The sequence below is a fragment of the Flavobacterium panacagri genome (genome assembly GCF_030378165.1).
GTDB lineage: Bacteria > Bacteroidota > Bacteroidia > Flavobacteriales > Flavobacteriaceae > Flavobacterium > Flavobacterium panacagri.
This window is the reverse complement of record NZ_CP119766.1, coordinates 5,149,330-5,172,962: the sequence shown is the minus strand read 5'-3', so window position 1 is coordinate 5,172,962 and position 23,633 is coordinate 5,149,330. Positions and strand designations below refer to the sequence as shown.

The window sequence follows — 23,633 nt, the reverse complement described above, 5'->3', positions numbered from 1 at the left end:
ACCTTTAGGCTAAAACTTTAAAAATAGCAGTAATGACATGAACATATTCATGTATGGAGAAATTTTAAGACGTATAAATTTTAAAGCCTGAGCCATATGTTTTTTTACCGTCTCTGTTGAGATGCCTAAATCTTCGCCAATTTTTTGATGACTAAGGCCATCCCTTTTTGCCATTTGATAGACTTTTTGCTGCTGAGGAGGTAACTGCTCTACAATCTGGTTTAAAATTGTATTGTATTGTTCGTCTTTAATATTGCTGTCAGTATCAATAATACCTGTTTCTTTTTGATCGAATGGAGAAATTTGACTTGTTTCGCGAGCGATTTTTTTAATTGAATTGAATAAATGATTACGAGAGATTATATAAAGATAATTCTCAAAATGGGTTACTTCAACCAAGTTTTCGCGATTTTGCCAGATCTTCAAAAAGATGTCTTGAACAGCTTCTTCTGCTTGAATTTTAGATTTCGTAATTCGTAAAGCAGTCGAATAGACATTATTTTTATATTGATTGTACACATTTGTAAACGCAAGCTCGCTTCCTTGAGATAATTCAAGAAGAAGTTTTTTTTCGTCAATATTGAAATTTTGAGCCATGTTTTTGGTAACAATCAATTCAGCAATATTATTTATTTTTTTTGAATTGAAGATTATTTATCGATAACAAGCCTCGAAAAATGTTATTTTACCATTTTATGATTAAAATAATAAATTATTGTAAAAATAAGTAAGCCTCTTTTGCATAAGATTCAAAAGGTGCTTGTAGTGGTGTTTAACATATTGTAGGTTAAGTCTTGTTTTAATTGAAAATTGAGCAGAATACAATTAAATTTTCAATCTTTTTTGAAGTATATTTATAAAAAATATAGATTTGTCCTTTTTTCAGGCTCTTCTTTTTTTATCAGAAAATTATTCAATCTTTAATTTGATTTTTAATTATGAAAAAAAAGTTGTTTTTATTATTCAGCTTAAGCTGTAATGTGATTTTTTCGCAGACAGTCAAAAAACCTTTGGTTAGTGCTATAACTTTAAAGGATCTTAAAACAGATATGTACCAAATGGCTGGCGACCATTTTAATGGACGCGAAGCAGGTACTTTGGACGAATTAAAAGTCTCTATGTGGTTGGCAGAGAAGGCAAAAGAAGCCGGAATGTCACCTGCTGGTGATGATGGTACTTTTTTTCAATTTTTTGATTTATACCGACATCAGGTTACCAACAACACCAAATTTAAAATCGGTCAAAAAGAATTTAAATTATGGAGTGAAGTGCTAGTTGCTGAAACGACTACTAAAAAAGTGGAAGCTCCAATATTGTTTTTAGCTAACGCTTCTGCTGAAGAAATCAGAAAAGCAGATGTAAAAGGAAAAGCAGTTGTAATATTGGCTTCTAAAGAGGGAATTGCAGATAATATTTCTCTTTTTGAAAGACGTTATCCTGGTTTTGTCAAGCAGAAATATTACGAAGATTTAGCTTATAAAGGCGCGGCAGCCCTTATTATCGTTGCAGATGAATTGGGCGAAAAAAGCTGGTCTGAAGTAGAACCTCAAATGAAACGAGGTGTTTATGGTATTGAAGGTTACCGCGATAAAATGCCTGTTCCTCCTAGAATGCCTGCTTTTTGGGTTCATAATAATCAATTAGATTTTCTTAAAAACACAAAAGAACTTTTATCTGCCGAAGTAATTTCAGAAACCTATAAATATCCATCTGTAAACGTTGTTGGAAAAATTGAAGGAACAGATGCTAAATTAAAGAACGAATATGTTCTTTTCAGCGGCCATCAAGATCACGATGGCGTAAGGCAGAAATACGGACAAGATTCTATCTACAACGGAGCAGATGATAATGCAAGTACTTGTGTGGCTATGCTCGCTATTGCGAGAGCCTACAAGAAACAGCCCGCAAAAAGATCCGCTTTGTTTGTGTTTCATGGCTCAGAAGAACGCGGATTACTAGGTTCTAGTTGGTATGCATCGCACCCAACAGTACCTGAAAAAGATATCATTGCGGTTTTAAATGGTGATATGATTGGAAGAAATGATATCAATCAAGCAGCACTTTTAGGATCCAGCGACCCGCATCAAAATTCTCCTGATCTTGTGGCTGTAGCTAAAAAAGCCAATGATGAAGGGCCAAAATTCGAACTTGATAAACTTTGGGACAGACCGGAGCATCCTGAGTTCTTTTATTTTAGATCAGACCATCTGCCTTACGCTAGAAAAAATATTCCAGCAGTTTTCTTTACAAGTGTTTTGCACAGTCAATATCATACTCCAATGGATGAGTCGGAGAATATAGATTTTGTCAAACTGCATAAAATGACAGACTGGATGTATCGCACTGGCTGGATTCTATCGAATCAGACAGATCGTCCAAAAGTAATTCCGCAAAAAACAGAGAGATAATTGTTTATAAAATAAAAGAGAGGTGCTTGAGTAATTCAAGCACCTCTTTCACTGTCAATAAATCCATCTTTTATTGCAGTCGCTTAATATTTCATTTATTTAGATTCAGCTTTAAAAAGGTCATCTGAATTTTCGGTAATCGGGATATACAATCTTTCCCAAACATCGCTGTCCACCATGTCCCAGCTGTGTCCTTTTCCTTTAAGATCCTCAGCAAGCAATACAACTCCAGGTTCGATGATAAAAGTACTTCCGTCTGATACTTTAAATTTAATTTTGCCTTTTACCGTAATTACATATTGTTTTCTCGGTGCTGGATGGGCATTTTTTTCCCATTCTTCTGTTTTATTGCTGTACCAGAAAGAAGCAGTATTCATATGTTTTAAGGATGGAATTGAACCTTTTTCAAAGTAGCACGAACCGTCGGGTTTATTTACAAGGCGGTACGCAGGAATATCTGATTCTTCTTCCAAAGCTTTCATTTGGACTTTTTTGTGATCTTGTGCATAATTACTGTTTGCGGCCATAAGAAATGCAGTTAGGATAAATCCTTTTAATAGATTTTTCATTTTGGTATTAAATTTAAAAGTAATAATTATTTTTTGTAATTAATTTTAAACACATGGAAACATAGGTGATACAACCGTGTAAAGGCATTTCATCTGCATCAACACACATAGCATACTAGGTGTTAGAAACTAGTTTCTTTCTGTTTTCTTTTTTTAGATAAAGAGATAACGATGTTCCTATGTATTTAAAAATTTTTATTGAATGTAAACTGAATCATGAACCATCATTTTGTTGAAGAATGGTTTGTATTTCGCAACCAAAGCAAGATGTCCGTCAAGTTTACCGTAAGTTTCTAAGTCTTCGAGAGAATCAAATTCCATAGAAGCATTGTAAGTAAAAGAATTATCCATAACAGGTCTTGGCGTTGAATTGGCAGGTTTTCCGTAACGTACATTTTTTACATACGGAAGCTTTTTAAGTCCTTCAAAAAAGTTTTTGAAATCTTCGACTTGTTCTGGCGTAAGTTCAGGTTTAAGCCAGAAAAGCAGATAATGAAAATAAACCGTTTTGTGCTGAGATTCTGTTTCATTTGAAGTATTAGCCAATACTTTTGCTCCGGCTAAAGCAAGTGCTCCAGCGCTCGCTGATTTTATAATAAAATTTCGTCTTTCCATAATCGTAAAGTTTTAATTAAAGTCAATTCTGTATTTTAAAACATACTGCCATTTTCGATCTGAAACTGTGGCTAAGTTTGCATCATTCAAAGTATAAATAGGACGATTTTGAGCATCAAAAGTTAATCGTGAAGACATGCCGTTCATCAGTAAAGAAATTCCCGCATCATAAGTCAGCGCTTTATCGTGAAGTCCGTCAAGATCAGAAAGCATCACACTTCCCGCCGGCTGTAACTGAAGGCTGTTTTTAGCTTTATTAAAATAAGGAAGTGTTCCACCGACTTGTACATAATAAGTGTTTCCGGTTCCTATAACAGGAGAATTATTTCCAGCTCCATTCAGACTGCTTACAGAAGTATTTACACCGCTTGCGGGATTGCTAACTCCAGAATAACGAACATAATTTGGCCCGTAATTATTATTCATTGCCATGGCATAAGCACTGAAAGAAGTACCGCGGTCTTTGTTAATTGGCGTATCGTAGAAAAGGTCAACAGCAAAACTTTTTTCGTCATCATTAATAGTCGTTTTTGCTTCATCTAAATGCCATAGTGCATTGTGCATATATTCAAAACCAGCTCCTAACGCCAGAACTTTCTTTTTACCATTATAAGTGCCAGAATGGAATGGAGAAGAATTGTTTTCAGAATCAAAGAATTCATATTTGAAATAACCAGAGTAATCTTTATTTGGATGTGTTTTGCTAAACGTTGCAAGATTATATTGCGGATCAGCACTTACATTCCTATAAGGATCGGCAATAACCAAACGATAATCTAATTTTCCTATTTGTCCTTTAGCATAAACACTCAATTCTCTTACCGTTTCGTCTGATATACCAGCATTTCCCGTTGCATAAGATGGCAGATCGTACAATAAAGTATTCAAAGGCCCAGTGGTAAATCGGGATAAACCTCTCCAAGTTGATCGCCCTGCACCGGCAGCAATGATATCGTTAAATTTATATTCAGCATAAGCGTCTAAAAGTTCAAATGCAGGAGTAGTTTTAGAAGCGACGTTTACATTTGTTAAACCACCTTGTAATACAAATGTGAATTTTTCTGTAGGCTGATAAGACATTTTTACCCTAACTCTTCGTAATGATAAATCAGAAATACTGTTGACTTGTTCGCCGTTTACCAAACTTCCTGGGTTAAGTTCTGCATAACGAGCCCAAATTTCTGTGTAACCGCTAAATGAGATCGAACGTGTTTTTTCATCGTTTAAATATTTGGTTAAAGTTGGGTTTCCAAAATCATTCTTTTTTTGAGCATTAATTGTATTGATAAACCCTGCAAGCAGAGTAAAACACAATCCAATTTTTAAATAATTTGTTTTCATGTATAGTTAAAATTTACATTTTGTTCTGGTAGTGATCACTACTTGTTTTTGACTCGACAAAGGTAGATTCAGGATACACTTTGGGTTATTAGAAAAGTATTAGAAAGGCTATAGAATGTTATTAGAAATTGATTTGTTTTTGTTTTAAAGTACTGTAAAACAGGGTGTTTTGTATTTGTTTGAAATGTGAGACATTTTAACCTGCTATTAGAAAAAGAAAATATTGTCGTAAATTTGACTTCGATTTTAAAAGGAACAGACAGAGATGAAGATCTTAATTGTGGAAGATAACAGCAGGGTTTCGGCTTTGCTGAAAAGAGGATTAGAAAGTCAGGGATATCAGGTATATATTGCAGAAGAAGCAGAGGAAGGACTTATCCTTTTAGAGAAAATTGATTTTGAATTAATCATTACCGATATTATGCTGGCTGGAATGGATGGCATTACTTTCTGTAAAAAGATCCGTCAATCCGGAAAAAAAATCCCAATCATTATGCTTACCGCTTTAGGAACCATTGATGAAAAGATTGAAGGTTTTGATGCCGGCGCAGATGATTATCTCGTAAAACCTTTTGAAATAAGAGAACTTTATGCCAGAGTTAAAGCTTTATTACAGCGTAAAAATGATGCTGTTTATACTGTTGAAGAAACTTCTCAAATCACGTATAATGATCTTGTTCTGGACAAACGAACCAAAGTAGTTTACAGACAAGGAATAACAATTAATCTGACTCCGAAAGAATTTAATTTACTCCATTTTCTGATGCAGCATCCGGAACGATTGCTTACTCGCGATGAAATTGCCGATAATGTCTGGGGAAATAATTTTGATACAGGAACCAATTATATAGATGTCTATATTGCTTATTTGAGAAAGAAAATAGACAAAGATTTTGATCAGAAACTAATTCATACCAAGGTGGGAATGGGATTTATTTTAAGCAATAAAATATGAAATTAGTAACCCGAACTGCCCTCGCTTATGCTATTTTAACAGCTTTTATTTTATTCGTATTTGCGTACAGCGTCTATTTTGTTTCCGAAAAAAACAGAAAAGATGAATTTTTTGATCGTCTGGATTATAAAATAACCTGGCGTGCCGAGTTTATATTTGATGCCCAAATCAACAAAGACCTCATTAAATTTCTGCATACTAAAAATAAAAAGGTATTAAACGAAGCCGATATAAGTGTTTATGACAGCAATTTTAATATTTATTTTTCGGATAATATGCCACCGCTTGGCAATCAAAAAATATTAGAGACTATAAAAAAGAATAAATCCTTAAACTGGGCAGATGAAAAATACCAATATCGAGGTATTTTATACAAAGACAATAATAAAGAATATTATATTGTTGGAAGAGCAATAGATGTAACCGGTTTGAACCACATTAATGCTTTTAAAGAAAATGTACTTTATGTATATTTTATTTCGATTGTTCTGGTTTTCATTATTGGTTTTGGGTTTTCCTATTATACCCTAAAACCGTTGAAAGATATTATTTTTCAAATCAGGGATATCTCCGAACATAATTTGAACAAACGAATTGTGGTTCCAAAAGCCAAAGACGAGCTTTATGAACTGACACAGACTTTTAATACGACTTTCAACAGATTAGAAAAATCCTTTAACAATCATCGAAATTTTGTGACCACTATTTCACATGAATTTCGAACGCCTCTTTCTATTTTGATTGCCGAAATTGAACTGGGAAAAGAATTGAATCAGACCATTGACGATTATAAAAAATCATTGGATAATGCTTTAGAAGAAGCCAATCATGTATCGCAGCTTTCGACAGCACTTTTAGATTTTGCAAGGGCGAATTATGATGTCTCACAAATCAAGATGTCGCCAACCAGAATCGATGAAATTTTGGTCGATGCCAAATTAAATCTGATCAATAAAAAAGAGGTAAAATACAAGATTGGAATAAGTTATACCAATTTGGGCGATACCGATTCTAGTGTTTACAATTATACTGGAAATCCATATCTGCTGCAGATTGCTTTTTCAAATATTATGGAAAATGCGTGTAAATATTCTGAAAATCATTCTTGTAATGTAGAGATTAACGCTTCATCAGAAAAAATTACATTAACTTTTTCAGATGAAGGAATAGGAATCCCAGAAGCCGATCTTGAAAAAATCTACAACTTATTTTATCGAGGCAAAAACAAAGATCACGAAAATGGTTACGGCATCGGATTGTCTATTGTAAAACAAATTATCAGCCTGCACAATGGTTCAATTGAAGTAACTTCTACTGTTGGAAAAGGAACCACTTTTACAGTTATGCTGCCATTGCAATAATTACCAGTTTCCTTGTAAACCTTCTTTTAATGCGCTGTTGTATTTTTCCAAATCAAAACTGTACAAATCAGGTGCTTTGTGCGCGCCGCCTTTACGAGATTCGTCTAGTTTTGTGAGGATATCGTAACGCAGAATTTTTCTGTAGAAATTACCGCGGTTCAGTTTTTTTCCTAAAATACCTTCATATAATTTCTGTAATTCGGGCATCGTAAATTTCTCAGGAAGAAGATTGTATCCAATAGGATGATTGTTTAATTGTTCCCGAAGTGTTAGTAGCGCTTTGTCATAAATACTTCGGTGATCCATCATAAAATCAGGAAGATTATCTATTAAATGCCATTCAACAGCACTCGAAAATTCATCAATTACGAGTTTTACCTGCGAATGTTCTGCCAAAGCATAATATCCAATCGAGATAAAACGCTGTTTGTACCAAATATCATCATCATAGTCCGCAAAAGCATCTTCAGAACGATTACGATCTCCAAAAGTATGAAACTGATGCAGGTAAATATTTTCAGTTCCAGTTCTATCTTTTAAGATCCGAACCGCAGCTTCATCCACATTTTCCGTCTTTTTTACATAACCGCCAGGCAGTCCCCAAGATTCCATGTCCTTCATTTTTAAAAGCAGCACATACAGCGAATTTTGATGAAAACTAAAGATAACACTATCAATAGAAAGTGTCGGAATATATTTTTGCCAAGCCTCTTTAGACTCGATTTCGAGAAATTTTTTGAAATCCATGACGGTATAATTAGCTTCAAATTTAAACTTTTTAATCCGTACGAGTCAAATTGTCTAAGTTTTTTCTGTCTTTTTAAAACACGTCACAAATTTTGTCTTTGATGTGTTTTTTTTATTTCTCCTTCCAAAACGTTTTTACATTTTTCTCATTTTCCAATCTATTTTTTTCAACAATTACAAGACTTTACGCAAACGAGGTAGTGGTTTTTTAAGTGTTTGTTTGACAATTAAGAGATCTGTCTTGATTGTTGTTTTTATGGAATTTATAGATGGGTTTTTATGCGATATTGAAAATATTAATACCATTTATTTGCTGAAATGAGAAATAGTAATTAATATTGCTTCATTATGAAGCAATGAAAATTTCATAACAAAAACCTAACTTAAACTACTCATGAAAAAATTAATTATTTCCACAATCTGTCTGGCTTTTTTTCCAGCTTTTGAGGCTTTTTCACAAGAAGACAACAAACAGCAAAAAGCTACAGATTCAATTAAAAAAACTACCAAAATTGTAGAATCAGACACTAAAGAAGAAAAAAATAGAAATGTTATGCTTAATGCGGCGAACAACACTGGCCCGCGTGATGTAAATATCGGGTTGCCGTCAACTGTGGGCGGTATCACGATTCAGGAAAATGATTTACCAGTGGTTTATTATTTCTGGCCGGAACTGCCAAACCGTACTTGGAGACAAAGCACGAGTTTAGGACGCACTGGATTATTAAAAATTGGAGAAGCAGCCATTACGACCGGAGATTTAGGTTTTGCCGTTAATTCTTATACCAAATTAGGGACAGATAAACTGGAAGTCGTGGGGAATTTTTCAGGTTCTAGTTTTGGATGGATGAAAGGCGACCTAAATGTTTCTGGGCCATTAGCAAAAGGCTGGTCGTATACAATGGGCGCTTATGCCAATTTTGATCCAAACTCTTTCGATTTAAAATTTGCCAAATATTCAGATCGTACACAAATTTACAGAGCAGGTTTAACGAAGAAATTCAATAACGGAAAAGGACAAATCAGCTTTTTGTATAAATATGCCAATTCAGCTTCGTTAACAAATTATGCTGTTTTTAGATACAAAGAAGGTGGAAGAGTCGAAGAATACAACGACTTTAGAATTGGACGTGATTCGTATATCGTGAATGACGGAATCATGAAGTTTAAAGACATCATGACGGGTGAAACGAAATTTGCTGATATGGGCGGAAGCGATGCTGCATCAACTTCTCACACTTTTGATATCTTAGGAAATTATGATTTAGAAAATGATTGGAAATTTAATTTCTCGACTCGTTTTCGTTATGCCGAAGCATCTCAGTTAATTGCCATTCCACTAGGAATTTTTCAAGCGACTGCAGCAGATAATTTCACATACAAATCTACTGGTAATGCTTATGTTGGGAATGTAAATTCAATGCTGGGATTATACACAGACGGAACACCTACAAAAACAGCGTTATCTAGATTTGAAATCACTAAAAATGTAGAAAAACACCAATGGAGATTTGGTTTAATGGAATACTATTACCAAGTAGATGATTTTACGTCAAGCCGTTCTTTTTTTAATCAAACAGTAAGCGCAAACCCTGATAAATTGGTTCGTAACACACCAGGCGGAACTTCAAACACAGATGCTGACGGATTTTACAACTACAATGTTGGAGGTGAATACCACAATGGTTTCGAAAACAAATTATCTGGATATTTCTCGGATAACTGGACTATTACAGACCGTTTGAGTTTAGCTTACGGAGTGAATTTAAGATACCACAAATTAAAAGGAGATTATTACTTAACACCACGAACACCAGATTTAGTTTTTGATCCAAGTCAGAAAACCTATTTTGATAACAATTGGTTTCATTTAGGAGGTTCGATCAATGCGGTTTATAAAGTAACCAAAAGAGCCGGAGTTCTAGCCGACTTTACCTACACCGAAAAAAACGGACAGTTAGAAAGTTATTCTGGAGCGGTAGCACCTAATAATGCGAAATCAAAAAGTCCTTTGGCAGCGTTCGGATTGTATTTCAATCATGATAAATTCAGTATCGTTTCTCAGGCAACTTATTTAACTAGAAATAATTATTTAGCAAGATTAAATTTAGTGAATCCGGCAGATGCTACTCAGTCAGAAGTAGCAACGGTTTTCTACGATATCCAAACTTTAGGATGGACAACAGATATTGTGGCAACGCCATTCAAAGGATTTAATCTGCATTATCTAATTACGTTCCAAGATCCAGTTTACAAAAATTATGATTTTGCTGCTTTTGGAAACAACTATTCTTATAACGATAAAAACGTATTGGAAATTTCTAAAGTTTTAATGGAAATTGATCCAAGTTATACGTATAAAGATTTCAAATTTTGGGCGAGTTTCAGATACTTCAGCAAGCAGTACGCGAACCAGACCAATGCCTTATATTTTGCGCCAAGATGGGAAACCTTTGGAGGTGTAAACTACAAAATCAACAATCATTTTGATATCGGCTTGACCGCAGTAAACTTCTTGAATCAGACAGGAGCAAAAGGAACAATCAACGGAGCAGAATTAATTACAGATGCTTCAGGTTATTACGATCAGCTTTTGGTTGGATCATACATTCGTCCATTCACTTTAGAAGCGTCACTTAATTTCAGATTCTAAATTTCATTCTATGAAAAAAATAGTCATAACTGCCGCTTTCGCTTTTTTTCTAAGCGTAACGATGCAGGCACAACAAGGAAATTTTACTATTGTTAAAAATAATAAAGGTGCAGATTTGGGATATTCTCCTGAATCTGGCATCAAAATATTGACGGTTAACGGAAAAAAGTTTAAGGATTTAAATAAAAACGGAAAGCTGGATAAATATGAAGATTGGCGCCTTTCGGCAGATGAAAGAGCCAAAGATTTAGCTTCCAAAATGTCCGTTGAACAAATCGCGGGATTGATGCTTTACAGTCGTCATCAGGCTTTACCAGCTGGAGTTTCGGGTTATAATGCAGGGACTTACAACGGAAAAATATTTCCAGAAAGCAATGCCAAAGCTTCCGATTTAACCGATCAGCAGAAAGCCTTTTTAAAAGAAGATAATCTGCGTCATGTTTTAATTACAAGTGTTCAGACTCCAGAAACGGCCGCTTTGTGGAATAATAATATGCAGGCTTTTGTGGAAGGAATCGGACTTGGAATTCCGAGCAATACGAGTACAGATCCACGCCATACGGCAAATGTAACTTCTGAGTTTAATGCTGGAGCAGGAGGAACCATTTCTATGTGGCCAGACGGATTGGGAATGGCTTCGACTTTTGATCCAAAAATTGTAGAACAGTTTGGACAAATTGCGGCTAAAGAATATCGTGCGTTAGGAATTGCAACAGCACTTTCGCCACAAATTGATTTAGGTTCTGAACCGAGATGGTATAGAATTTCAATGACTTTCGGCGAAAGCCCGGCTCTAACAAGAGATATGGGAAGAGCTTACATTGACGGATTCCAGACTTCTTACGGAAAAGACGAAATCAAAGAGGGTTGGGGTTACAAAAGTGTCAATGCCATGGTAAAACACTGGCCGAGTGGTGGTGCTGAAGAAGGCGGACGAGACGGACACTGGGCTTACGGAAAATTTGCGGTTTATCCAGGAAATAATTTACAGCAACATATTGATCCCTTTATTAATGGTGCTTTTAAACTGAAAGGAAAAACAAGCAAAGCTTCGGCAGTGATGCCTTATTATACCATCACTTTTGATCAGGATAAAAAATACAACGAAAATGTAGCCAATGGTTACAGCAAATATATTATTACCGATTTACTTCGAGATAAATACGGCTATGACGGCGTAGTCTGTACCGATTGGTTAGTAACGGGTGACGAAGGAAAAACACCGAATCTTTTTGCAGGAAAACCTTGGGGAGTGGAGAATCTTTCTATAAATGACAGACATTACAAAGCAATTATTGCGGGAGTAGATCAGTTTGGAGGGAATAATGATAAAATGCCAGTTTTAGCAGCTTATGAAATGGGCGTAAAAGAATTTGGAGAATCTTTTATGAGAGCTCGTTTCGAAAGATCGGCTGTTCGTTTGTTGAAGAATATTTTCAGAGTTGGACTTTTCGAGAATCCTTATTTGAATGTAGAAGAAACGAAAGCAGTTGTGGGAAATCCTGAATTTATGAAAGCAGGATATGAAGCACAATTGAAATCGGTTGTTTTATTGAAAAACAAAACAGCGGTTCTGCCTGTAAAAGAAAAGAAAACGGTTTTTATTCCAAAGATTTATACGGCTTCAACCAAAGATTGGTGGGGTGTTGCGAGTCAGCCAAAATTAGAATATCCAGTAAATCTGGAATTGGTTAAGAAATATTACAATGTTACTGAAAATCCTTCAAAAGCCGATTTTGCCATTGTTTTTGTAACGAGTCCGCTGAGTTTAGAAGGCGGTTATGATTTGAAAGACAGACAAAACGGAAGCAATGGTTATGTACCGATTTCCCTTCAATACGGAACTTACACCGCAACGGAAGCCAGAGCGAAAAGTATTGCGGCCGGAGATCAGGTTATCGATCCAACGATTAAAGACAGAACCTATAAAAACAAAACCGTTACCGCTGCCAACACTATGGATTTGAGAACGATTCTCGATACCAAAGATATGATGAACGGTAAACCGGTTATTGTTTCGGTTACTGCTTCAAAACCAATGATTTTTAATGAATTCGAAAAACAGGTTGACGGAATTGTATTGAATTTCGGAGTTTCTTCTCAGGCTGTTTTGGATATTATTTCAGGAAAAACAGAACCTTCAGGATTACTTCCGGTTCAAATGCCAGCGAATATGGAAACGGTTGAAAAACAATTTGAAGATGTTCCTTATGATATGATTCCACACAAAGACTCTGAAGGGAATGTTTATGATTTCGCTTACGGATTGAACTGGAAAGGAGTTATTAAAGATGCCCGAACAGAGATTTACAAGAAGCAGTAATTTTTTTAATGCCACGAAGGCGCTAAGGCGCAAAGTTTTTTCGTTTCACGCTCCCGATAGTTATCGGGATTAAAAAGATTTAAGCAGATGAGCGCAGATTATTAATTCAAATCTGCTCAATCTGCAGAATCTGCGGGAAATTTTAATTCAACACAGACTTAAAGTTTTTCTAACAAGTAGTAAATCGACAATATTTGTCAGACTGAGCGAAGTCGAAGTCGCTCAAAGATTTGAAAGATTTTAAATGAAAAATTGTATGGTGGCAAAAACTATAAAATCTGCAGAATCTGCTTAAATCTTTTTAAAATCTGCGTGAAATAAGAAAAACAGTAAAAGGATGAAAAATAAAATAAAGATATTATTAGTGTTTTGTTTGCTTTTAAGCATTTGCTCTCAAGCACAATCCACATCAAAAAAATCATTTTCGAAAGATTTAGTGGTGCCGAGAATGCGTGTGATAGTCGACAATGATTTTAGCGGTGATCCCGATGGTTTGTTCCAATTGATGCATCAGATTTTATCGCCTTCGGCAGAAATTCGAGGTATAATTGGGTCACATTTAAAACCGGATGATGGTTTTGATTCTTCTTCAGAAACAGCAACAAATGCTGTGAAAAAAGTAAAAGAATTTTTGGAAGTCATGAAACTTCAGAATTCTTTTCCAGTTTATGAAGGTTCCAATTTACAATTGAAAGATGCTAAAACGCCAAATATTTCAGAAGGAGCAAAGGCGATTGTAAAAGAAGCGATGCGAGATGATGTGAAAACACCGCTTTATGTAGTCTGTGGCGCAGGTTTGACAGAAATTGCAAGTGCCTATTTGATAGAACCTAAAATTGCAGATCGTCTTACTCTCGTTTGGATTGGTGGCCCTGAATATACTGATTTGGCAACACCGCCGCCAGGATATACTTCGCTGGAATACAATTTAGGAATTGATATTACAGCAGGACAAGTGGTTTTTAATGATTCGAAAATTCCAATCTGGCAAGTACCGAGAAATGTCTATCGCCAGACTTTAATGTCTTATGCTGAATTGTTTTTAAAAGTAAAACCACAGGGAAAAACTGGAGAATACCTTGCTGAAAAAATAGAAAGCCTCATGAAACGAGTACAGCAATTTAATCTTCATGTTGGCGAAACTTATATTATGGGAGATAGTCCGCTGGTTTTATTAACTGCGTTGCAATCTTCTTTTGAAGCCGATCCAAGTTCGAGTTCGTATGTTTTAAAACTATCGCCTACAATCAATGCACAGGGACTTTATGAAACCAACCATAACGGGAGAAACATCAGAGTCTATACTCAATTGGATACTCGTTTGATGTTTGAAGACTTCTTTGCCAAACTTCAGTTATCTAAAATCTAACTAAAAAACATATTGTATGAAAAATCAAATGACGCTTTTATTTGCTTTCTGCATGCTTTTAGGAACCACTTTAAGAGCACAGGAAACGATAAAATTATATCAGGAAAAAGCACCGGGATCTGAAAACTGGACACAAAAAGAAGCTGAGATGTACTCAGATTTATTTAAAACCGAAGTAGTCTACAATGTAACCGATCCGACTTTAATTGTTTACCAAGTTCCAAAAGGAGTTAAAAATACAGGAACGGCTATTGTGATTGCGCCTGGCGGAGGATTTCAGAGTTTATCAATCAACAGAGAAGGAAAAGAACTGGCCGAAATTTTAAGCAAAAAAGGAATTACCGCTTTTGTTTTAAAATACCGTCTCAACAAAACAGAAACCAACGATCCAGCAAGAGAAATGATGGATAAATTAAAAGACAGAGCAGCTTTTGAGAAAAACTCTCTGGCAACAATTCAGCTGGCTGCGCAGGACGGAAAAAACGCTTTGAATTATGTTCGTGCTAATGCATCAAAATACGGAATTGATACTAAAAAAGTGGGGATAATTGGTTTTTCAGCTGGAAGTACTGTGGCAATGGAAACGGTTTTAGACAACAAACCAGAACAGCTTCCAGATTTTGTAGCGAATATTTACGGCGGCCCAAGACCAGAACTTTTAAGTGTTCCTGCTCCAGATAAAAAGATTCCGATGTTCGTCTGTGCAGCAAGTGACGATCAGTTGAAATTGGCTCCAAGAAGCATTCAAATGTATAACAAATGGCTGGATGCTGGTCAGACAGTTGAATTACACATGTACTCAAAAGGCGGACACGGTTTTGGAACTGGAAAACAAAATTTACCAGTTGATTCCTGGGAAACTCGTTTTGAAGAATGGCTTTCGCTGGAAGGATTTTTAACTAAATAAGGACTTAATAAAACTATATATTATGAAACATACAATTATAAAAACAGCCAGAGTAACGCTTTTGACGGCGTTAGTGCTTTCTAATTTATCATGGAATACCATTCCGAATGATGAAACGAATCCGCCTCTTGTTACGATTAAAGGGTTTACGTTTGCTGATTTCAACAGAAACGGAAAATTAGATTCTTGGGAAGATACACGCCTTTCTGTTAATCAGAGAATTGATGCGATTATCAAGGAAATGACCAATGCAGAAAAAGTTGAATTACTAATCGGAACAGGAATGCCTGGAATCGAAGTCTTAACAGGCCCAGTAGGCGATTCAAAACAGGGATTGGTTCCTGGCGCAGCAGGGGGAACTGCAGCCTTTGAACGATTCGGTATTCCTGCAACGGTTGTAGCCGATGGGCCGGCAGGTCTGAGAATTGCGCCAACCAGAGAAAATGATTCAAAAACCTATTATGCAACGGCATTTCCGGTTGGAACAGCTTTAGCTTCTACGTGGAATAAAGCGCTTTTGGAAGAAGTGGGTAAAGCAATGGGAAATGAGGTTAAAGAGTATGGAGTTGATGTTTTATTGGCACCGGCCTTGAATATTCACAGAAATCCATTGAATGGAAGAAACTTCGAATATTATTCTGAAGATCCCTTAATTTCAGGGAAAACAGCGGCAGCAATTGTAAACGGAATTCAGTCACAAGGCGTTGGAACTTCGATTAAACACTTCGCCGTAAATAATGAAGAAAGTAACCGTTTGACAATCAATGCACACGTTTCAGAAAGAGCGATTAGAGAAGTTTATTTGAAAGGTTTCGAAATCACGGTTAAAGAATCTGATCCGTGGACAGTGATGTCTTCTTACAATAAATTAAACGGAGAATATACTTCTGCGAGAAAAGATTTATTGACAGACGTTTTAAGAAACGAATGGGGTTACAAAGGAATTGTAATGACAGACTGGTTCGGTGGTTTCCCAGGATTCGAATCGATTCAAAAAGGTTCTAATTCAGATGTTGTCAAACAAATGATTGCCGGAAATGATTTACTGATGCCGGGAATTCCTGTTCAGAAAAAAGCATTATTGGAAGCTTTAAATTCTGGTAAATTGTCTCAGGAAGTAGCCAATACTAATGCGAAAAGAATTTTGGAATACATTTTCCGAACACCGACTTTTGCTAAATACAAATACAGCGATAAGCCAAACTTAACCAAAAATGCAGCAGTAACCAGAAATGCGGCTGCAGAAGGAATGGTTTTGCTTAAAAATGAAAAAAATGCATTGCCTTTCGCTGACAAGCAAAAAGAGGTTTCTTTATTTGGAGTTACTTCATACGCTTGGATTACAGGCGGTACAGGAAGCGGAAGTGTAAACAACAAACATACGGTTTCTCTTTTAGAAGGTTTAACGGCTGCAGGTTATAAACTAGACAAAGAATTGGTTGATTTATACCAGCCACACGCAGAAAAAGAAGTAGCAGTTGAAAAAGAAAACAGAAAAGCAAGAGGAATTTTAGCTTTGCCGGAAAGACTTCCAGAACTAAAAATGGACGATGCTTTTATCGCTAAAAAGGCAGCAAGTTCTGAAATTGCCTTTGTAACGCTTGGAAGAAATTCTGGAGAAGGCGGAGATAGAGTGGTAGACAACGATTTTAATATGGCAGACGAAGAAATTCTAATGCTGGATAAAATCTCAAAAGCTTTTCATGATCAAGGGAAAAAAGTAGTTGTGATTTTAAATATCGGTGGTGTAATCGAAACCGCTTCTTGGAAAGATAAAGTAGATGCTATTTTATTAGCTTGGCAGCCAGGTCAGGAGGGCGGACATTCTGTTGCAGATGTGGTTTCAGGAAAAATTAATCCGTCTGGGAAATTAACGATGACTTTCCCAGTGAAATATTCGGATACTCCTTCGGCGAAAAACTTCCCTGGAATTCCAGCTGATAATCCGCAGGAAGTAACTTATGAAGAAGGTGTTTATGTGGGATACCGTTATTTTAATACGTTCAATATTAAACCTTCATACGAATTTGGTTTCGGAAAATCCTATACTTCTTTTGAATATACGGATGTGAAATTGAGTTCATCATCATTCAAAGATAAACTGACGGTTTCTGTTACGATAAAAAATACAGGAAAAGTTTCTGGGAAAGAAGTTGTACAAGTATATCTTGCAGCTCCTTCAAAATCTATTGATAAACCGAAAGAAGAATTAAAAGCTTTTGCTAAAACAAAAGAATTAAAGGCAGGCGAGAGTGAGACCTTAACATTGACTTTATCGCCAAAAGATCTGGCTTCTTTCTTAGAAAATAAAAGCGCTTGGATTGCCGAAGCTGGCGAATATAATGTACTGATAGGAGCCTCTTCATCAGACATTAAGAAAACAGCAAAATTTTCGGTTGCAAAAGAAATAACAGTTGAGAAAGTGAAGAAAGCTTTCGAATTAGATTCGAAGTTTACAGAGCTTAAACCTTAATTGATTATCGTTTGGTTAGTTAGTGAAAAAGGGCTGTTTCGATTTAGAAACAGCCCTTTTTACCGATGAGACATTCCTACGGAATGATTGAAATACAACTTCGATGTTCCATCGGAACATTTCATTGGTAGAAAATTATAATGATGTCATTGTTTTACGTTCCGTAGGAACGTTTGTTTTCGCCATTTTACCGACGAGACATTCCTACGGAATGATTGAAATGTAGCTTCTATGTTCCATCGGAACATTTCATTGGTGGAAAATCATGATGTTGTGATTTTTTTACGTTCCGTACGAACGTTTGTTTTCGCCATTTTACCGATGAGATATTCCTACGGAATGATTGAAATGTAGCTTCTATGTTCCATCGGAACATTTCATTGGTAGAAAATCATGATGTTGTGATTTTTTTACGTTCCGTAGGAACGTTTGTTTTAGCCATTTTTACCGACGAGACATTCCTACGGAATGATTATGTTTTTATTTGATATTGTTATGCAACCAATTATTAACGTCGTCAAACATTTGCTGATTTACAGTATGTCCTTCTTCATATGAATGAAATTCAGGATTTAGATTTTTAGTTTTAAGAAATTCCAAAGCATCAGTTGCATATTGGTAATTTAAAACGGCATCTTGTTTTCCGTGCGAAATAAAAATTTTGAGTTTTTCCAGACGTTTTTCAGCAGCCATAAAAGGTTTTATTTCTGGAAGTAGTCTGCCGCTCATTACAGCAATTCCGCTTATTTTTTCTGGAGCAGTCAGTGCAACGCTGTAACTCATAATACCGCCTTGACTAAATCCCATTAAATAAACTTGTTTAGAGTCGAAAGAGATTTCGGTTTTTAAGTCTTCGATAAAATCGATGAGCATTTTTCTAGCGTTTTCTGCCTGCTGTTCGTTGATTTGAGGTCGTCCTGTAGAAAAATCCACTTGAAACCAAGCAAAACTATTCGCACCAAAAGTCAATGGGCCTCGAGCCGAAACCACCACAAAATTTTCTGGCAGATTAGGAGCAAAAGAAAATAAGTTCTGTTCATTGCCGCCCACGCCATGTAGCAGAATCAGCAAGGGTGGATTTTCTGTTTTAATTTTAGGCTGTCTGATTAAATAGTGCAGTTTTGTATTTTTTGTATCTGAATTCATAATCGTAAAACTAAAGATGGAAATTGAAATAAGGATTCCAAACGAAATCCAAAACGGTTTGTTTAAACTCATGCTTTATCTATTTTAACCGACATCATATTGAGTGATCCCGCTAAAATGGCATCGTTGAAAATAGTCGCTTTTTCATCTTTTTCTCTAAGTGACAAAGTGTATAATAACGGCATATAATGTTCTGGAGTTGGCACCGCTAATTGAAACTCTTTTCCTTGTTTATCAAAGTTTACCAGAGATTGATGGTCGTTTTCCAGAATCATCGTTTTCATCTTTTCATTCGCAATATGAGCCCATTCAAAAGCATAACCTGGTACCATCATTTTGTCCCAGGCCGCTAGTCTTAAATTATGAACGGAGTTTCCGCTTCCCACAATCAAAACTCCTTTTCTTCTTAAAGCAGCTAATTCTTTTCCTAATTCATAATGATAAGAAGCCGGTTTCGTATAATCAATACTCATTTGAATAATCGGAATATCAGCATTTGGATACAGGAATTTTACCACTGTCCAGCATCCGTGATCCAAACCCCAGTCATTGCTTAGTCCAACAGAAGTTGAGGTAATTATTTTTTGAGTTTCTAAAGCCAGTTCTGGACTTCCTGGAGCAGGATATTGCACATCAAAAAGTGCTTGCGGAAAACCTCCAAAATCATGAATGGTTTCTGGTTTTTCCATTGCAGTTACAAAAGTTCCTTTGGTTTCCCAGTGTGCAGAGATACACAGAATTGCTTTTGGTTTTGGAAGTGTTTTAGCTATATTTTGAAAACCTTGCGTAAAACTATTATCCGCCAAAGCATTCATCGGATTTCCGTGTCCAAGAAATAAAACAGGCATTCTTTCTGTTGCGGCGAAAGAATCTGAAACGGTTTTAAGAGAGCTCAATTTCATTGCAGCTGCTCCAATTGGTAGTATTGCCATAGTTTTTAGAAAATCTTTACGGTTCATTTTATATTATAATTCGTTTTTAAGAAAAATCTTTTTTTGTGATTACAAAGTTCAGATTAATAACAACGAATGTGGTAACGATTTTCGGAAGAATGGTTGTGTTTTTAAGAAAGCAATTTCTGCATTTCATCCCTAAACTCAGTCGGAGTCATGCCTGACTTACGTTTAAAGGCATGTGTAAAATAAGTCTTTTCGTTAAATCCGAGTTCGTAACCAATTTCAGCTATATTTTTATCCGTAGTCATTAAAAGATTTTTGGCTTCAGTAAGTTTTCGGGTTTCTATGATTTCAGAAACACTCTGCTGTAAAATGTTTTGACAGATGAGGTTTAAGTTACGGGAAGTCATAAAAAGCTTTTCGGCATAGAAATTCACGTCTTTGGATTCCTTGTAATGTTCTTCTAATAATCGAAGGAAGTTTTTAAAAGTAGAACTGTGAATCTTCTTGGATTCGTCATTATCCAGGTTCAATTTGCGTCTTTCTGATTCTATAATGGTAAACAAGGCGCTTAATAATTGTCGGATAACGGCAAGATCAGGCGCTTCTTGTGCGTATTCATCATAAATCATTTTACAGAGAATATCCAGTTTTTCAAAACATTGATTGCTTTGTAAACTAATGTTGGCTTTATCATGAAAAGAAGCATAAAGGCTGAAAGTCGTTTCGGCAATAAATTCACTTTTAAATCTTAAAACCCACATATCGCATTCGCCGTCTTTTATGAGCGGTTTGGCGCGATGAATTTTTCCCTGCGTGACAAAACTGATAAAGGGAGCATCAATTAGTTTGGAATTAAAATCTATAAAATGCTCCAGCTGTCCTTTGTTGCCAATAATAAGTTCTTCAAAATCATGAGAATGCGGTTCGTTTACAGACTGCATTATTTTTTCTGATTCTGATTCTGTGATTTTAAAAACTTTGAAAATTTCGGTCATTCGGTAACTTTTATTGGCAGACTATAAAGATAAGTATTTATATGTAGTTGAAGCTCTCGTTTAAGATTCAAATCCTAATCAAAGTAGAAATATTCATCTATAATGAATCAAACCAGATCGTATGAATTATTACAAGAACTGGACTATCAGAGAGTTGAGAATCATTGTTAATTTCGAAGTGTAATTTATAACGTCACAAAGATGTTCAAATAAAAAATAGCCATGTCAAAATTTCATCTCAATATTAAAGAATTAATTCAAGGAGAATTTATAATACATAAAGTAAATGTTGCCTTTGTATTTCAAGTAAATTGTCCAGGTTGTTTTATTTACGGAATTCCTATTGTAAATGAACTCTATAGTTCATTTAACAGTAAAGTTGGTTTTATTGGAGTTGCTACTGCTTTTGAAGATTTTGAATACAATAACGAAGCAAGCTTAAAACTGCTTTTGGAAAGCGGAACATTAGTTGGGGAAACTCAGAAATATTACCATACAAACTACGGAATTTCTAATTACACAGAAACTTTAAATTTTCCAGTTGCCTTTGACAGTATTATTTCTTCTGAACAGTTTATAAATTCAGATAAAGTTGAATCAATCTGTAATGCTATTCCCAATTTTGAAAATTTTCCCGAAATTGAAAGAAAGTCGATAATACAAAAAGTAAAATCCTATTATGCTCCAATTCCTGTAATAGCCGAAACATTTACTATCAATCAATTAAAAGGAACTCCATCCTTTATTATTTTCGATGATAACTACAACAACTTGGGGCATTATTTTGGACATCAAGATAAAGAAATCTTAAAAACTAAATTAGCTTATTTACTAGGGTAATTTTAGATCAAAATATTCTAAAATATAAAAACTTCGGCTGTAGTAATCCTCAGAATTTAAGTGGTAAGGCTCTATTTTAGGAGACTTGCTATTTCTTTTACCACTAAAAAATGTGCGTTTACCTCATTTTATTGTTAGAGCTTCTGAATATACATATTATTGCATTGGTAATTTTTATCAAAGTACTGCATCTTAGTTTATATTATTAAAACTACATTAATGATATTGGCTTTTAGTTAGATGCTTAATACGTAATTATAAATTTTATAACCCCCAATAATATGAAAGCTAAAGTATATTTCTATTTCAGTCTATTTTTAGGAGTTCTTACTATTTCTTGTTCAAAAGATAATGATACAGAGGACGACACGACCGTTACAACCAATAATCCTATTACAATCAGCGCAACGACCGCAAAAGGAACGGCAGAAGGGTCTGCAGAAACTGGTGCAAACACAGATGATTTAATTGCGAATTCGAGTTTTAGTTCTACTGTAAAAATTACATTCAACGGTACTAGTGCTACGGTTGAGAATGCAGTAACAGGAGTAACTGTTGCCATTTCAGGAGCAGATGTTACAGTTACTTCTACAGTTGCCGAAGTGGCTTATGAAGTAATAGGTACTACAACGAATGGTATGCTTAAAATTTATAGTGACAAAAAATATAAACTCACGCTGAATGGCGTATCCATAAAAAACAATGATGGGCCGGCGATTAATATTCAATCGGGAAAACGCGCTTTTATTGTATTGAGTGGTACAAACACTTTAGAAGATGGTACAACTTATGCTACTTCTACCGAAGACCAAAAAGGAACTTTTTTCAGCGAAGGACAACTTATTTTTTCTGGCAGCGGTACGCTTAATATTGTTGGTAATAATAAACATGGTATTGTTTCAGATGATTATGTACGTGTGCAAAGTGGTACAATTAATATCACCAAAGCGGCTTCAGACGGTATTCATACCAATGATGGTATTTATATTGATGGAGGTACTCTAAACATAACGGCCTCAAGTGATGGTATCGAAGCCGAAGAAGGACATATTATCATTAATGGAGGAACGATTACGATTACGGTTGCCGATGACGGAATAGTAGCTTCATACGATACCGATGATACCATTGATCCTTATGTTGTAATTAATGGAGGAACGATTACAATTACAACAACTGGTGAAGGTGGTGAAGGAATAGAAAGTAAAAGCAAATTGACTATCAACGATGGAACGATTTATATTAAAGCTGTCGATGATGCAATAAATGCTGGTGATGCCATTTATATCAATGGTGGAAATATTGTTGCCTACAGTACCACAAATGATGGTATCGATTCTAATGGTACATTAACTGTTACTGGAGGAAGAGTCTTCGCTATAGGTGCTAAAAGTCCAGAAGAAGGTTTTGACTGTGATAACAATACATTCAAGATTACTGGAGGATTGTTGGTTGGTGCAGGAGGAGCAACCAGTTCGCCAACAGCTACTGTATCTACCCAAGCTTCGGCTATTTTAGCTGGCGGAAATGCAGGAACTATTTATAGCGTTTTAGATAGTGACAACGCTGAGGTTATGACATTTAAATCACCTGTTAGTTTTACAACATTACTATTGTCTGGTAGTAAATTCAGTTCGGGTAAAACTTATAAATTGGTTACAGCATCTAGTGTAAGCAGTCCTTCAGATTTTAACGGATTATATTTATCAGGAACATTTAGTAATCCTACAGTATCATCTAGTTTTACGCTGACCTCTATGGTGACTAAAATAGGAGGAAGCACTGGGCCAGGAGGAAGATAATAGCTATATATTTTAGTGAGTGTTTTTTTATATTAATTAGAACGAGTCTATTCCTGATTGGGGATGGGCTTTGTTTTTTATAGGCACAAAATATTTTTTTTAGAAAAGCGGTATTGAATAAATTTATATAACAGTTATCAGATATCGGTTTTGTTTGTGATATATTTGTGTGAATAGCATTTCAGTGCCTATTCATAGTTGTGCTTGATTGGAAAAATAAGAAGCTTTGT

At 35.5% G+C, this 23,633-nt stretch carries 18 protein-coding genes; 10 read left to right on the top strand and 8 right to left on the bottom strand.

Annotated elements, in window-relative coordinates:
• Window positions 1–9 precede the first annotated feature (9 nt).
• On the bottom strand, window positions 10–597 hold the full coding sequence (locus P2W65_RS21965; RefSeq protein WP_289661254.1) for an RNA polymerase sigma factor: 588 nt from the start codon (window positions 595–597) through the stop codon (window positions 10–12).
• 341 nt (window positions 598–938) lie between these two features.
• Between P2W65_RS21965 and P2W65_RS21960 the strand changes: the two genes are divergently transcribed.
• A complete protein-coding gene (locus P2W65_RS21960; RefSeq protein WP_289661252.1) occupies window positions 939–2,408 on the top strand; it encodes a M28 family metallopeptidase in 1,470 nt (489 codons plus the stop codon).
• A 95-nt stretch (window positions 2,409–2,503) separates the two neighbouring features.
• Here the strand turns inward: P2W65_RS21960 and P2W65_RS21955 are convergent, their stop codons facing one another.
• The 3 genes from P2W65_RS21955 to P2W65_RS21945 all read right to left on the bottom strand — a co-directional run bounded on the left by P2W65_RS21955 (window position 2,504) and on the right by P2W65_RS21945 (window position 4,933).
• Entirely contained in the window at window positions 2,504–2,977 is a 474-nt protein-coding gene (locus tag P2W65_RS21955; RefSeq protein WP_289661249.1) for a cupin domain-containing protein, read from the bottom strand.
• Window positions 2,978–3,172: 195 nt separating this feature from the next.
• Window positions 3,173–3,592, bottom strand: a complete 420-nt coding sequence (locus tag P2W65_RS21950) for a Dabb family protein (RefSeq protein WP_289661247.1) — start codon at window positions 3,590–3,592, stop codon at window positions 3,173–3,175.
• A 12-nt stretch (window positions 3,593–3,604) separates the two neighbouring features.
• Window positions 3,605–4,933 carry a hypothetical protein gene (locus P2W65_RS21945; RefSeq protein ID WP_289661245.1) on the bottom strand — a complete coding sequence of 443 codons (1,329 nt, stop codon included), beginning with the start codon at window positions 4,931–4,933 and terminating at the stop codon, window positions 3,605–3,607.
• Between the two features lie 265 nt (window positions 4,934–5,198).
• On the opposite strand from P2W65_RS21945, the gene P2W65_RS21940 reads away from it, so the two are divergent.
• Both P2W65_RS21940 and P2W65_RS21935 read left to right on the top strand, forming a co-directional pair.
• Window positions 5,199–5,888 (top strand): response regulator transcription factor, encoded by a 690-nt coding sequence (locus P2W65_RS21940; RefSeq protein WP_219071208.1) that lies wholly within the window; start codon window positions 5,199–5,201, stop codon window positions 5,886–5,888.
• Window positions 5,885–7,249: a HAMP domain-containing sensor histidine kinase gene (locus P2W65_RS21935; protein ID WP_289661241.1), complete on the top strand. Its 1,365-nt coding sequence runs from the start codon at window positions 5,885–5,887 to the stop codon at window positions 7,247–7,249. The genes P2W65_RS21940 and P2W65_RS21935 overlap by 4 nt, the downstream gene beginning before the upstream one ends.
• Here the strand turns inward: P2W65_RS21935 and P2W65_RS21930 are convergent, their stop codons facing one another.
• On the bottom strand, window positions 7,250–7,996 hold the full coding sequence (locus P2W65_RS21930) for an NUDIX hydrolase (protein WP_289661239.1): 747 nt from the start codon (window positions 7,994–7,996) through the stop codon (window positions 7,250–7,252).
• 394 nt (window positions 7,997–8,390) lie between these two features.
• Here P2W65_RS21930 and P2W65_RS21925 point away from each other — a divergent pair, with 394 nt between their 5' ends.
• The 5 genes from P2W65_RS21925 (at window position 8,391) to P2W65_RS21905 (ending at window position 17,721) form a co-directional block, all read left to right on the top strand.
• A complete protein-coding gene (locus P2W65_RS21925) occupies window positions 8,391–10,649 on the top strand; it encodes a TonB-dependent receptor (protein ID WP_289661237.1) in 2,259 nt (752 codons plus the stop codon).
• A gap of 10 nt (window positions 10,650–10,659) precedes the next feature.
• Window positions 10,660–12,972, top strand: coding sequence for a glycoside hydrolase family 3 protein (locus P2W65_RS21920; RefSeq protein ID WP_289661236.1), 2,313 nt, complete (start codon window positions 10,660–10,662; stop codon window positions 12,970–12,972).
• 337 nt (window positions 12,973–13,309) lie between these two features.
• Entirely contained in the window at window positions 13,310–14,341 is a 1,032-nt protein-coding gene (locus tag P2W65_RS21915; RefSeq protein ID WP_289661234.1) for a nucleoside hydrolase, read from the top strand.
• 16 nt (window positions 14,342–14,357) lie between these two features.
• Window positions 14,358–15,248: an alpha/beta hydrolase gene (locus P2W65_RS21910; protein ID WP_289661232.1), complete on the top strand. Its 891-nt coding sequence runs from the start codon at window positions 14,358–14,360 to the stop codon at window positions 15,246–15,248.
• A 22-nt stretch (window positions 15,249–15,270) separates the two neighbouring features.
• A complete protein-coding gene (locus P2W65_RS21905; RefSeq protein ID WP_289661229.1) occupies window positions 15,271–17,721 on the top strand; it encodes a beta-glucosidase in 2,451 nt (816 codons plus the stop codon).
• A gap of 480 nt (window positions 17,722–18,201) precedes the next feature.
• On the opposite strand, the gene P2W65_RS21900 is transcribed toward P2W65_RS21905, so the two are convergent.
• The 3 genes from P2W65_RS21900 to P2W65_RS21890 all read right to left on the bottom strand — a co-directional run bounded on the left by P2W65_RS21900 (window position 18,202) and on the right by P2W65_RS21890 (window position 20,761).
• Complete coding sequence (locus P2W65_RS21900) at window positions 18,202–18,939, bottom strand: alpha/beta hydrolase (protein WP_289661226.1); 738 nt, start codon at window positions 18,937–18,939, stop codon at window positions 18,202–18,204.
• Window positions 18,936–19,769 carry a 4,5-DOPA-extradiol-dioxygenase gene (ygiD, locus tag P2W65_RS21895; protein WP_449267397.1) on the bottom strand — a complete coding sequence of 278 codons (834 nt, stop codon included), beginning with the start codon at window positions 19,767–19,769 and terminating at the stop codon, window positions 18,936–18,938. Before ygiD ends, P2W65_RS21900 begins: the two co-directional genes overlap by 4 nt.
• Before the next feature lie 161 nt (window positions 19,770–19,930).
• A complete protein-coding gene (locus tag P2W65_RS21890; protein ID WP_289661222.1) occupies window positions 19,931–20,761 on the bottom strand; it encodes a helix-turn-helix transcriptional regulator in 831 nt (276 codons plus the stop codon).
• A gap of 222 nt (window positions 20,762–20,983) precedes the next feature.
• Between P2W65_RS21890 and P2W65_RS21885 the strand changes: the two genes are divergently transcribed.
• Both P2W65_RS21885 and P2W65_RS21880 read left to right on the top strand, forming a co-directional pair.
• Window positions 20,984–21,601 carry a hypothetical protein gene (locus tag P2W65_RS21885; protein ID WP_289661220.1) on the top strand — a complete coding sequence of 206 codons (618 nt, stop codon included), beginning with the start codon at window positions 20,984–20,986 and terminating at the stop codon, window positions 21,599–21,601.
• A 281-nt stretch (window positions 21,602–21,882) separates the two neighbouring features.
• On the top strand, window positions 21,883–23,403 hold the full coding sequence (locus P2W65_RS21880; protein ID WP_289661218.1) for a carbohydrate-binding domain-containing protein: 1,521 nt from the start codon (window positions 21,883–21,885) through the stop codon (window positions 23,401–23,403).
• The last annotated feature ends 230 nt before the right edge of the window (window positions 23,404–23,633 follow it).

Bases quoted from the DNA above. Each gene is read 5' to 3' on its own strand.
- P2W65_RS21965 (WP_289661254.1), bottom strand. From the start codon at position 597: ATGGCTCAAAATTTCAATATTGACGAAAAAAAACTTCTTCTTGAATTA.
- P2W65_RS21960 (WP_289661252.1), top strand. From the start codon at position 939: ATGAAAAAAAAGTTGTTTTTATTATTCAGCTTAAGCTGTAATGTGATT.
- P2W65_RS21955 (WP_289661249.1), bottom strand. From the start codon at position 2,977: ATGAAAAATCTATTAAAAGGATTTATCCTAACTGCATTTCTTATGGCC.
- P2W65_RS21950 (WP_289661247.1), bottom strand. From the start codon at position 3,592: ATGGAAAGACGAAATTTTATTATAAAATCAGCGAGCGCTGGAGCACTT.
- P2W65_RS21945 (WP_289661245.1), bottom strand. From the start codon at position 4,933: ATGAAAACAAATTATTTAAAAATTGGATTGTGTTTTACTCTGCTTGCA.
- P2W65_RS21940 (WP_219071208.1), top strand. From the start codon at position 5,199: ATGAAGATCTTAATTGTGGAAGATAACAGCAGGGTTTCGGCTTTGCTG.
- P2W65_RS21935 (WP_289661241.1), top strand. From the start codon at position 5,885: ATGAAATTAGTAACCCGAACTGCCCTCGCTTATGCTATTTTAACAGCT.
- P2W65_RS21930 (WP_289661239.1), bottom strand. From the start codon at position 7,996: ATGGATTTCAAAAAATTTCTCGAAATCGAGTCTAAAGAGGCTTGGCAA.
- P2W65_RS21925 (WP_289661237.1), top strand. From the start codon at position 8,391: ATGAAAAAATTAATTATTTCCACAATCTGTCTGGCTTTTTTTCCAGCT.
- P2W65_RS21920 (WP_289661236.1), top strand. From the start codon at position 10,660: ATGAAAAAAATAGTCATAACTGCCGCTTTCGCTTTTTTTCTAAGCGTA.
- P2W65_RS21915 (WP_289661234.1), top strand. From the start codon at position 13,310: ATGAAAAATAAAATAAAGATATTATTAGTGTTTTGTTTGCTTTTAAGC.
- P2W65_RS21910 (WP_289661232.1), top strand. From the start codon at position 14,358: ATGAAAAATCAAATGACGCTTTTATTTGCTTTCTGCATGCTTTTAGGA.
- P2W65_RS21905 (WP_289661229.1), top strand. From the start codon at position 15,271: ATGAAACATACAATTATAAAAACAGCCAGAGTAACGCTTTTGACGGCG.
- P2W65_RS21900 (WP_289661226.1), bottom strand. From the start codon at position 18,939: ATGAGTTTAAACAAACCGTTTTGGATTTCGTTTGGAATCCTTATTTCA.
- ygiD (WP_449267397.1), bottom strand. From the start codon at position 19,769: ATGAAATTGAGCTCTCTTAAAACCGTTTCAGATTCTTTCGCCGCAACA.
- P2W65_RS21890 (WP_289661222.1), bottom strand. From the start codon at position 20,761: ATGACCGAAATTTTCAAAGTTTTTAAAATCACAGAATCAGAATCAGAA.
- P2W65_RS21885 (WP_289661220.1), top strand. From the start codon at position 20,984: ATGTCAAAATTTCATCTCAATATTAAAGAATTAATTCAAGGAGAATTT.
- P2W65_RS21880 (WP_289661218.1), top strand. From the start codon at position 21,883: ATGAAAGCTAAAGTATATTTCTATTTCAGTCTATTTTTAGGAGTTCTT.